Source organism: Chromobacterium sp. INPA-IVC (assembly GCF_059047085.1).
Genome location: NZ_JBTNLS010000001.1, coordinates 292700 through 305243 on the forward strand (window position 1 = coordinate 292700; position 12544 = coordinate 305243).

2 protein-coding genes (1 of these 2 only partly in view) are annotated in these 12544 nt (G+C 66.6%); both read left to right on the plus strand.

From position 1 onward, the window contains the following. On the plus strand, positions 1–10692 hold the full coding sequence (locus ACX17K_RS01275; protein ID WP_493773354.1) for an SDR family NAD(P)-dependent oxidoreductase: 10692 nt from the start codon (positions 1–3) through the stop codon (positions 10690–10692). Further along, positions 10689–12544, plus strand: partial view of an amino acid adenylation domain-containing protein gene (locus tag ACX17K_RS01280; protein ID WP_493773355.1) — the beginning only. The gene runs 12832 nt beyond the window's last position; only the first 1856 of its 14688 coding nucleotides appear in the window; its start codon is at positions 10689–10691; its stop codon lies off the right edge, out of view. The genes ACX17K_RS01275 and ACX17K_RS01280 overlap by 4 nt, the downstream gene beginning before the upstream one ends.

Consider the following 12544-nt stretch of genomic DNA (forward strand, 5'->3'; position numbering starts at 1 on the left):
ATGAATAGATCGACATTTTCGTTTGAGGGCCGCGATGACAGCCGTCCTCTCGCTGCGGGGCAGGACATCGCGATCATCGGCCTGTCCGGCCGCTATCCGATGGCCGCGGACCTGAATGAGTTCTGGAGCAATCTGGCGACGGGACGCGACTGCGTTTCCCGCCTGCCGGAGCGGCGCTGGCGGCAGGCGCACCCGCAATTTGAACGCATGGATGCGGTCTGGGGCGGTTTTCTCGACGATATCGACAGCTTTGACGCTTTGTTTTTCAACATCACTCCGCGGGAAGCCGCCAAACTGGATCCCCAGGAGAGATTGTTCTTGCAGTGCGCCTACGCTTGCATCGAAGACGCCGGCTATACGCGCGATACCCTCGGCCGCTCCGCCGACAGCCGCGACCCGACGCAAAACCGGGTGGGCGTGTTTGTCGGCGCCATGTACCAGGAGTACCAGCTGTATGGCCTGGAAGCCTCTCTGGCCGGGGACGCGGTGGCGTCCAACGGCGTGGCGGCGTCCATCGCCAACCGGGTCAGTTTTTTCTGCGGTTTTCATGGCCCCAGCCTGACCTTGGACACGATGTGTTCTTCGTCTGTCACTGCCATCCATCTGGCTTGCCAAAGCCTGCAGCTGCAAGAGTGCGAGGTGGCGCTGGCCGGGGGCGTCAATCTTTCGCTGCATCCGAACAAGTACCGGCTGCTCAAGGACAACCGCTTCTTGTCCGGCAATGGGCGCTGTCGCAGCTTCGCCAGCGGCGGAGACGGCTATGTGCCCAGCGAGGGCGTAGGGGCCCTGATCCTGAAACCGTTGGCCGCGGCGCGGCGCGACGGCGACCGCATTCATGGCGTGATCAAGGCCAGCGCCGTCAATCATGGCGGCCACTCAAGCGGCTATTACGTGCCCAACGCCGATCAGCAAGCCAGCTTGATTCGCGAGGCGATAGACAAATCGGGCGTCGACGCCAGGCAAATCCAGTATGTCGAAGCCCATGGCACGGGCACGCCGGTGGGCGATCCGATCGAGTTGCAGGGCTTGAGCCAGGCATTTGGCGCGTATACGCAGGACAAGCAGTTTTGCGCCATCGGTTCCGTCAAATCCAACCTGGGCCACTCGGAAAGCGCCGCCGGCATTGCCGCTCTGACCAAGATACTGCTGCAGATGCGGCATGGACAATTGGCGCCGTCGCTGTATGCGGACCAGATCAATCCCGAACTCGGCTTCCGCGACTCGCCGTTCTATCTGCAGGCGGAGCTGAGCCCATGGCCCCGCCAGCGGGACGAGCTGGGCCGCGAGCGGGAACGCATCGCCAGTCTTTCGTCCTATGGCGCCGGCGGCTCCAACGCCCACTTGATCATCGCCGAGCACATCGCGCTGCCCGAGTCGCAGCCGACGCGGGACATCGCGCCGGCGCTGGTGCTGTCGGCGCCCAACGCGGCTGCCTTGCAGGCGCTGGCGAAACGGCTGTTGGCCTTTTTCCAGTCTGGCGGAGCGCCCACTGCGCGGGCTTTGCTGGATTGCGCTTACACCTTGCAGGTCGGGCGGGAGGCCTTCTCGCATCGACTGGGTTTCGTCGCCCGCGACGCCGCCGCCGCGATCGCGGCTTTGGAGCGGTTTCTTGCGGCGCCGGACGATTTGCCGCCCGCATTGTTTCACGGCCGGGTAAAAGACCTGGCCGCGGCCGTTCCGGATGCGGGGCGAAGCCCGGAGCAGGCCTTGCCGGGCTGGGTTCGCGGCGCGGCGGTGGACTGGGCCGCTTTTTACGGCGAATCCAAACCTGCGCGGATCGGTCTTCCCGGCTATCCGTTCTCTCGCAACAAAATCTGGCTGAAGACCGACACCCGGCTGACGGATGAGCGCGAAGCCCTCCTGCCGAATTCCGCCGTTTCGGAGCAACCGTTCAGACCCCACCCGCTATTGGGGCAGAGAAGCGCGGGGGCGCAAGGGTTTTCCTCCCGCTTCAGCGGGCAAGAAAGCTTCTTGGCCGACCATCAGGTGGGAGGCAGCCCCATCCTGCCCGCGGTGGCTTATCTGGAAATGGCGCGAGCCGCCTACCAGGCCTTGCATCCCGGCAACGGGAGCCTGAGCGTGAGCAAGATGATGTGGTCTAGGCCCGCGCGGGTCGGCGCCCAGCCCTTGCAGACCCGCATCGCTTTCAACGGCCTGGAGGGCGGCGGCCAGCGTTTTTCGGTCGAGGCCGCCGATGATGACGGACGCTACCACGTCTGCGCCACCGGCATGGCGGGTCCGGCGTTGTCGCCGCCGGCGGCGGCCGTCGATGTGGCGGCGTTGATCGCTGCCGATTGCCCGGAACGGCGGAGCGGGGAGGAGTGCTATCGGCGTTTCGCCCGCCTCGGTCTGAATTACGGCCCCCGGCACCAGACGATCCAATCGCTGCATATCGGCGAGCGGCGCGTGGCGGCCCGCCTGAGCCTGCCTCGGATGGAAGATGGCTATGGATTGCATCCGTCGCTGGCGGACGGCGCGTTTCAGGCCATCCTCGGCTTTTATCTGGGCGCGGATCAGGACGACTGGGTGCCGGTGCCGTTCTCGCTGGAGAGCGCCGAGCTGTATCGGCCTTGCCAGGCGGAGATGTGGTGCGTCGCCACCCGTTCAGCCGGCGGAAGCGGCAAGGTGTTCGACATCCAGTTGCTGGATCTCGACGGCGAGCTATGCGGCCTGTTCAGCGGGCTGCGCATCAAGGATTTCTCGGCGGGCAAGACGAAACAGGCGGCCGCGGAGCCCGCGATGAGCCGCTATGTGTCGTTGGCGGTTCAGTGGCAGGCTCAGCCGGCATCGACGGGCATCTCCGCTTCGCCGGGCCGGGTATTGCAGATCGGCCAGGCCTGGGGGGCGGAAGCCGCGTGGGATGCGCTGCCGGGCCAGCGTGTCCGCGCTCCGCATCAGGCGCTGGACAGCATGGAGGCTTGCCAGGCCTTGCTGGAGAGGACTGGGGCTTTTGATGAAATCCTATGGTTCGCGCCAGCGCCCGGCGGGGATCTGATTGAGGATCAGCAAGCGGGCGCGCTGGGCTTGTTTCGCCTGGTGAAGGCTTTGCTGGCTCTGGGCGCGCATAGCCGTCCGGTATCCTTTACCGTGGTGACGCGCCAGGCTCAGCCGGTCCGGGAGGGCGAGCCGGTTTGGCCATCCCACGCCTCGGTGCACGGTTTGGTCGGGGTGCTGGCCAAGGAAATGCGCAAGTGGCGTTTCCGCCTGGTGGACGACGACGACGCCGGCTCTTTGCCGCCTGCCGAACTCCTGCGATTGCCCCACGACCCCGATGGAGAGGCATGGGCATGGCGCGCGGGACAGTGGCACCGGCAGTGCTTGCTGGCATGCCATGAGGAGCTGGACGGCAGGCCTTCCGCGCTGCGGCGGCAGGGGGTATATGTGATTGTCGGCGGCGCGGGCGGGATCGGCCAGGCATTGAGCCGCTACCTGATCGAGCGCTACGACGCCCAGGTGGTCTGGATCGGCCGGCGCGGCCTGGAGCAGGGCATCAGCCAGGAGTTGGACGGTTTTGCCGGACTGCCGCGCGTTCCGGCCTATTTCCAGGCGGACGCGACTGACGAGACGGCATTGCGCAGGGCCCGCCAGCAGATCGAGCAGCGCTTTGGCCGCATTCACGGCGTGATCAATTCCGCGATCGTGCTGCAGGATCAGAGCGTGCTGAAACTGGACGAGTCGTCGTTTCAGCTGGTGCTGGATGTCAAGGTGGCCAGCAGTGTCAATGTCGCCAAGGTCTTTGCCGACGAGTCGCTGGACTTCATGCTGTTTTTCTCTTCATTGGTGGCCTTCCTCAAAACAGCCGGGCAAAGCAATTACGCGGCCGGCTCGGTGTTTCAGGATGCCTTCGCCCAGCAATTGCGGCGCAGCAGCGGCTTCCCGGTGAAGGTGATGAATTGGGGATACTGGGGAGAGTTCGGCGCCGGAGCCTCGGACCATTATCGCCAGCGCATGGCCGGCAATGGCGTGGCGTCTCTTGACAGCGCCAGCGGCATGGCGGCGTTGGAGTTCCTGCTGCGCAGCTCGTTGTCGCAGATGGGCTTCATCCACATGCTCCAGTTCAAGGCGCTGGGCATCATACCCGGCATGCAGCTGGATCAGGCGCTGGACATCGGCGCCGGGTTCCAGCTGGCGCATGGGGTCGAGTCGATTCTGGAGCGCGCCGAACGCCAGTTGCGTAGCTTGCTGCCGAACGAGAGGGCAGACAGCCGGGAAGGCGCGCCGCCCAGCATCGCCGCGCCGCACGCAGCCGACCATTCTGTTCCCCGGGCGACTGTCGCGCCGGCGGGCGGCGAGGCGGCGCTGGATTTGCGCGGCCGGGCCATTGAGCATATGAAGGACCTGGTCAGCCAGGCGCTGCAAGTGCCCAGCGAGGATCTGGACGAGGCCGCGCCTTTGGCGCGCTACGGCGTCGACTCGATTTCAGCGGTTTACATCACCAATGCGCTGAGCGAAATTTTCGGCCCGGTCGATGGGACGCTGCTGTTCGAGCTGCAAACCATCGAGGAGTTGGCCGAGCACTTCCTGGCCCAGCATCCGGCAAGCTACGCGGCCTTTTTCCAGGATGCCGCGCCTGCCGCCGCCGTTCCCGCCGTTCCGGCGCCAGCCGCCGCGTTGCCGGTGGCTAGCCTGCGCCAGCTCGCCGTCGCGCATATGCGCGCCTTGGTCAGCGAAGCGCTGGAGGTGCCCGCCGAGGATCTGGACGACGGCACGCCGCTGGTGCGCTACGGCGTCGATTCGATTTCGGCGGTGTACATCACCAACGCGCTGTCGGAGCATTTCGGCCAGGTGGACAGCAGCCTGCTGTTCGATATCCAGACGATTGATGAATTGGCCGACCACTTCCTGGCCAGCGAGCCGCAGCGATGCGCCGAACTGTTCTCCGGCAACGCCCAATCGGCGGAGGCTGGCGTCGCTCCGCCAGCGGCGGCGAAGCCGGTTGCGCGGCCTGTGGCGGCGGACGAGCCGGCGGAGCTTCCGCTGCTGCGCATCCATGGCGACGACGATATCGCGGTGATCGGCATGGCCGGCCGCTATCCGCAGGCTTTCGATCTGGCGGCGTTCTGGGAAAAGCTGCGCGGCGGCGAGCACTGCATCGAAGAAATCCCCGCAGCGCGCTGGGACTGGCGGCTGGGTTTCTCGGAGGACCCGGAGCAGGTGGGCGCGTGCTACAGCCGCTGGGGCGGCTTCATCGAAGGGCACGACGAGTTTGATCCGGTGTTCTTCCACATTTCGCCGGCCGAGGCGGAGCTGATGGACCCGCAGGAGCGTCTGTTCCTGCAGCACGCCTACGCCTGCGTCGAAGACGCCGGCTACACGCCGAAAGTCCTGTCCCAGCATGGCGAGGTCGGGGTTTTCGCCGGAGTCATGAACAGCGACTACCCGCTGGCCTCGCGCTATTGGTCCATCGCCAACCGGGTGTCTTACGTTCTTGATCTGAAGGGACCCAGCCTGGCGGTGGACACGGCCTGCTCATCCTCGCTGACCGCCTTGCATCTGGCCATCGAGAGCTTGCGCGCCGGCAGTTGCGCCAGCGCCTTGGTCGGCGGGGTCAATCTGATCACCGACCCCGTCCATCTATCCAGTTTGTCGTACATGCAGATGCTGTCCCGCGGCGACGCTTGCCGCGCCTTTGGCGACCAGGCTGACGGCTTTGTCGCCAGCGAAGGCGTGGGGGTGGTGCTGCTCAAGCCGCTGGGCCAGGCTCGGCGCGACGGCGACCATGTTTACGGCGTGCTCAAGGGCAGCATGATCGCCGCCGGAGGCCTGACTTCCGGCTACACGGTTCCCAGCCCGCGGGCGCAATCCCAGGTGATCGCCAAATCCCTGGAGCGCGCGGCGCTCGCGCCGCAGGACGTCAGCTATGTCGAAGCTCACGGCACCGGCACGTCTTTGGGCGACCCGATCGAGATCAAGGGCCTGGTGGGCGCCTACGGCGCGGCGGGCGAGCCGCGCGCGCTGGGCTCGGTCAAATCCAATATCGGCCATGCGGAAAGCGCGGCCGGGATCGCCGGCCTGTGCAAAGTGCTGCTGCAGATCAAGCACGGCGAGCTGGCGCCGACCCTGCATGCGCAAACCGTCAATCCACGCATCGATTTCAGCCAGACGGGGCTGCGCCTGGTGCAGACGGCGGAGCCTTGGACGCGGCGGGTTCGGCAACGGGACGGCCGCAGCGGCCAGTTGCCCCGCATCGCCGGGCTGTCGTCGTTCGGCGCCGGCGGGGCCAACGCCCATGTGCTGATCGCCGAGGATGACCAGGCGGCCGCGGATCATACTTCCGCCGCGCCCTGCGCCATCCTGCTGTCGGCTCAAAGCCGGGATCAATTGCGCCAGCAGGCGGATGCGCTATTGCGCCACATCCTCCGCGAGGAATTGTCCGACCGGCATCTGAGCCGTCTGGCCTTTACCTTGCAGACCGGGCGCGAAACCTTTGAATGGCGGATGGGTTTCATCGCCCGGGACATGGAACACCTGCGGCAGCGCCTGGGCGAGCTGCTGTCCGGCAAGTGGGAGGAATTGGGCTGGCTCAGCGCGGGCAACGGCGCGCCGCGCCTTAAAGCCGAGCAGCCGCAACCGGTTGATCCGGCGCCCTGGCTGGAGCCGCTGTTAGAGGCCCAGACCAAGCGCTGGGCGAACGGGGAACCGGTGGATTGGCGCGCCGGCTATGAGCAACAGCCTGGGCGTCTGAGTCTGCCGAGCTACCCGTTCCGGCGCGAATGCTACTGGCTGTCGCCCAGTCACGATGTTCGCCGTCTGACGCCCACAGCCGAGGCCGCAGGCCAACCGCCTGCCGCGGCGGCCGCGCCGCGCATGCCGGCCCAGCGGCCCGCCCAGCCGGTGCTGACCTATCGGGAAGTCTGGCGGGAGGCGCGGGCCGATGCCGCCCCGGCCCAGGCCAAGCGCATCGTGTGCCTGGTGGACAGTGTCGAGCACGCGCGGGAACTGGTCCCTGTGCTGGCTCAGGCGCATCCCGGCAGCGAAACGCTGTTTCTGGTTTGCGACGGCGGGGCGGAAGGGGAGACGCAGTGCATCGAGCTGGATGGCGAAGGACGGGAGGCGTTCACCTCCGCCTGGAGCGAGGTGCGGCAGCGCTGGGGAGAGGCGGACCTGTGCTACCACGCGTTGGGCGCTTGCGATCTTTACTACGCCGAGCGTTACCAGAGCCTGCTGCACAGCCTGCAAGGTCTGCTGGCTTCCGGTCTGCCGTTGCGGAGCCTGTTGCTGCTGGCGCGTTATCCGCACGCCCGCCAGCACGCGCTGGCGGAAAGCTGGATCGGCTTCGCCCGTTCCCTGCCCATGGTGCTGCCGGGCACGCGGGTGGGCGTGTTGGCCTGCCAGGACAACGCCAGAGCCAGCGCCTTGGGTTTCGGCGAGTGGTTCGCCGCGCACGCTGCGCCGGAGTCGGCTTTAGACGATCTCAGCGTTTGTTACCGCGACGGCCGGCGCCATGTGGCGGAAATCGAGGCGCTGACGCTTAAGGACGCGCCGCCCATTCTGCAGACGCGGCTGACCTGGTTCATCAGCGGCGGCCTGGGCGCCTTGGCTCGCCTGTTGTGGCGCCGCCTTCATCAGCAGGGCGCCAATGTGGTGCTCACCGGCCGCTCGCCGCTGAGCGCGGTGCAAGCCCGAGAGCTGGAGTCCCTGGACAAGGGAGCGGGCCGCTTGCTTTATATCCAGGCGGATGTTTGCGACGAAGTCGGCATGCGCCGCGCGCTGCAGCAGGCCAAGGCGCGTTACGGGAAGATCCACGGCGTGATCCATGCCGCCGGCGCCGCGCCGACGACCACGCTGGAGGCCATCGACCTGGAGGGTTTCCAGCGGGTGCTGGCGGCCAAGGTGGAAGGCACCCGGGTGTTGGCGCGGGTGTTCGAGCCAGAAGGACTGCTCTGGCATGTGCAGTTTTCGTCGTCATCCGCGACGCTGGGCGATTTCGGCTCATGCAGCTACGCGGTGGCCAATCGCTATCAAAGCGCCTTCGCCCAGAGTTTGAACAAGGATAGCGACACCGCACACATCGTCATCCAGTGGCCGCTTTGGCGCGATGGAGGGATGGGGCTGAGCAGCAGCCGGGAAGAGCGCTTCTATCTGGACGGCAGCGGCCAGGACTATCTGGAAACCGATGCCGGCCTGGATGTCTTCGAGCGGATTCTGGCGGCGGGCGAGGCCCTGGCCATCGTCCTGGTCGGGGCCAATAACCCGCTGCAGCGGCGCTTGTCCGGCCCGGCGCCGCAAGAGGCGGCGGCGACGGCGGAGATCGCGCCGCCGATGGCGGCCGGACAAGCGCGCGAGGCGGTGCTGGCGGGGATAGAGGCGCAGCTCAAGCTGCCGGTGGAGCGAATCCGCACCGGCTTGAACTGGAATGAGCTGGGATTCGATTCGATAAAGCTGGCCCAGCTGGGCAAGCAGTTGTCGCAGTCACTGGGGGTGGCTTTGACGCCGGCGACTTTCTTCGGCAATCCCAGCCCCGATGATCTCATCCGCTGGCTGGACGAGCAGCAAGCGGGCAGGCCGCCGCTTCAGGCCGTCCCGCCGCCACCGCCCAAGACCGCGGCCGACCCGGCGGCCTATGAGCCGATTGCGATTATCGGCGTTAGCGCCCAATTGCCGGGCGCGCAATCCCTCGAGCAGTTGTGGGACCACTGGCGGCAGGGGATATCGGCCATTCGGCCGGCTTCAACTTGCGGCGGCGCGCGCGCGCAAAGCGCCGGCCTTGCGGGGCAGGAACGCTTGTACGGGGCTTTCCTCGACGAGGTGGAGGCCTTCGATCCGCTGTTCTTCGAATTGTCGCCTGTCGAGGCCGCGCAGATCGATCCGCAGCAGCGCTTGTTCCTGCAGGCTGCCTGGCACGCTTTCGAAGACGCCGGCTACCTTGGCGCATCGATACGCGGCAGCCAATGCGGCGTGTTCGTCGGCGCGGAGGAAAGTCTGTACGGGGAGCAGCTGGCCGAGGTCGGGCGGATCAACGCCAACCGCAACGCCACGCTGTCGGCGCGCATCGCTTACGCGCTGAATCTGGATGGCCCCAACTACAGCCTTACCGCGTCTTGCTCATCGGGCTTGGCCGCAGTACACCAGGCTTGCCGCGCCTTGCAGCAGCGCGAATGCGAAATGGCTCTGGCCGGGGGCGTCAGTTTGATGGTTTCCCCGCGCGAGCTGGGCGCGCTGGCCGACGCCATGCCGCTGTCGCCGCAGCCGGCCTGCCGGGTATTCGATCAGGAGGCCTCGGGCTTGGTGCCTGCGGAGGCGGTGGCGGCGGTGGTGCTCAAGCCATTGAGCCGGGCGCTGGCCGATGGCGACCAGGTGTACGGCGTGATTCGCGGCAGCGCGCTCAATCATGATGGCCGGACCAATGGGATTTTGGCCCCCAACCCGGTGCGCCAGGGCGAGTTGTTTGCCCGGACGCTGAGCATCGCGGGCCTGGCCGCCGGCCAGATCCAGTTGGCGATGGCGCACAGCATCGGCACCCGTTTGGGGGATCCGGTCGAAATCGAAGCCCTGCAACAGGGCTTCGCCGGCGCGCGCTCGACACCCTGCGCGCTGACTTCGATCAAGCCGCTGCTGGGGCATAGTTTCGCGGCATCGGGGGTGGTGGACTTGCTGGCGTTGCTGCTGGCGATGCGCCATCGCCGCCTGCCGCCGCTGCACGGCTATCGCCAAGCCAATGAATACATCGTCTTTGAGCGGACTGGATTGCGTCCGGTGCTGGCGGAGCAGGATTGGGCCGTCGCTCCCGGCGAGAGCCGCCGCGGGCTGATCAGCACGACCGGGATCAATGGCTCCAATGCCTGCCTGGTGGTGGAGGAAGCGCCGGAGCCGCCGGCGCGCGTGGCTGGCGACGAGGGCGCGCCGCGCCTGGTGCTGTTGTCCGCGCCGGATGCCGAACGCCTGGATGCGCTGGTCAGCGATCTGGCCCTGCATCTGGAACGGCATCCATCGCTGCGGCTGGCGGATGTCGCCCAGACCTTGCTGTCCGGCCGCGAGGCCTTGGAATGCCGCGCCGCCTGGGTGGCGGATTCGCTGCCGGCGCTGCGCGCCGCGCTGGCCGGGTTTTCCTCTGGCGGCCAGTGCTATCACGGAGACAACCCCATCCTGGAGCCGCAGGCGCCGATGGCGTGGCCTGCGTCGGCGGATCGGGCGGCGCTGGAAACCCTGGCCCGGCGTTGGGCCGATGGCGGGACGTTGCCGGCGGACGAGAACCTCGGCGGGAGGCGCGTCAGCTTGCCCAAGACCCGTTTTCTGCGCACGCCTTGCTGGCTGGCCCAGCCCCGATCCGCTCCGCTCGAACCGTCGCGGCCGTTGTCTGCGGCTCATCCGGACGGCGAGGGGGTGAAGACCGCCGACGGGGATCGCAGGGAGCTGCTCGTCTTTTTGCGGGCGTTCTGCGAACAACACCTGGGTTTGCGAGGCGAACAGATCCTGCCGGACAAGCCGCTCCGCCAGTACGGCATGGACTCGGTGCTGGCGATGAAGCTGGGCCATGCGCTGGAGCAGCGTTTCCAGGTGCGCCTTTCGGCGCGGGCCTTCCATGAGAACCCTTCGCTGGCGTCCCTGGCCGAGCATATCCTGCGCCAGCCGCGGGCTGCCGCCCCCGCCGCGGAAACGGCGACGTTCCAGGACGAGCGCGTCATCGCGATGCTGGAACGGATCGTCAATAGCGAGCAATCCCTCGCCGATGTCAAGGAGCTGTTGAAATGAATGCAATCGTCTCCAAGGAGCAGCTTCTGGCCGCCTACAAAGCCGGAGAAATGTCCACTGAGCAGTTGAAGCATCTATTGTTCGCCAGTCAGGCGCAGCCGCTGTCGGCGGGGCAAAAGGGGTTGTGGGCGCTGCACAAGGCTTTGCCGGAGATCACCGCTTATCAGGTTCCCCTGTGTTTCCGCTGCGCCCAGCCGCTGGATTTCGCGGCGCTGAAGGCGGCCTGCCGCCAAGTATTGGAACGCTACCCCTTGCTAAGCTGCGTGTTGCGGGAGGAGGACGGAGAGCCTCGCCTGCAGCCCCTGCCGGCGGAACGTTTCGAGCTGCGGCTGGAATCGGTGGCCGGGCTGGATGAGCAACAGGTCTTGCAGCGCCTGCAAGACGATGGGAAACGCCCTTTGCCGCTGGACGGGGAGGCGCTGATAGACGGATGCGCCTATCAGGATGGCGAACAATGGTGGGCGTTGTTCCGGGTGCACCACATCGTGTTCGACGGGACCTCGGCCCTGTTATTCCTCAGCCACCTGCTGGCGGCCTATCAAGGCCTGCTGCGCCGCGAGCCTATCGCGCCGGCGGAGCCGGCGACGCATTTCGCCGAATTCGTGCTGTGGCAGAACGAGATGCTGGAGAGCGCGCGGGCCGGGAGTCTGCTGGCGTATTGGCAAGAGGCCCTGCGGAACGCGCCTCCGCCTCTGGAACTGCCCACCGACTCGCTGCGCGGCGGCGGCCAGGATTTCGAGGGCGCCAGCCTGCGGCATGAGGTGCCGGCGGAGCTGAACCGGAGGTTGGACGCGTTCTGCGCCGGCCACGGCCTGAGCCGCGCGGTGCTGTTCCTTGGCGTGTTCAAGGGCTTGCTCAGCCGCTACACCCAGCAGCAGGACATCATTGTCGGCATGCCTACTCTGGGGCGGCCGCAGGAGCGTTTTGCGCAGAGCGTCGGCTACTTCATGAACATGGTGCCGATACGCAGCCTCGACATCGAGCGCGCCGATGGCCTGGATTATCTGAAGAGCCTGCAGGAGACGGTGGTCGATGCGCTCGACCACGGCGATTACCCGTTCCCGACGCTGATCAAGGCGCTCAAAGTGCCGCGCGACGGACGCCAGCGTCCCTTGTTCAATATCGCCTTCGCCCACCAGAACTTCGCCCACGGGCACTGGCTGAGGCAGATAGAACAGGACCATGCCCGGCCACTGGGCATCACGATGGTTGAGCAGTTGCGCCAGGAGGGCGAATACGAGCTGGAGCTGGAAATCATCGAGAGCGCCGAGGGCGCGGCGATCAATCTCAAATACGCCGCGGCCTTGTTCGGACGCGCGCGGATGGAGCGCCTGCTGGCGCATTATCTGAGCCTGCTGGAAGGGGTGTTGCTCCATCCCCGGCGCAGCCTGGCGGACCACGACATCGTCAGCGAGCGGGAGCGGGCCTTGCTGTCGCGCTGCAACGCCAGCGAGCTGGCCGTTCCCGAGCAGGCCAATCTGCTGGCCTGGCTGAGCCTGCAGGCCGAAAGCCATCCCGAGCGGATCGCGTTCAGCTATGGAGACCAGTCCCTGAATTATCGGGACGCGCTGCGTGGCGCGAGGGCGCTGGGCAATTATTTGCGCGTCCATGGGATAGGCAATGGTTCGAAGGTGGCGGTCTGCGTCGAGCGTTCCTTGGACTTGCCGCTGGCGGTTCTTGGCGTGCTGCATAGCGGCGCAGCCTATGTGCCGCTGGACCCGGGCTATCCCGCCGAGCGGCAGCGCTACATGCTGGAGGACAGCGGCGCCAGCCTGTTGCTGACCCAGAGCGGCATTTCCCGCGATTGGGATCCTCCCTGCGATGTTTTATGTCTGGACGACGCCTGGGCGCG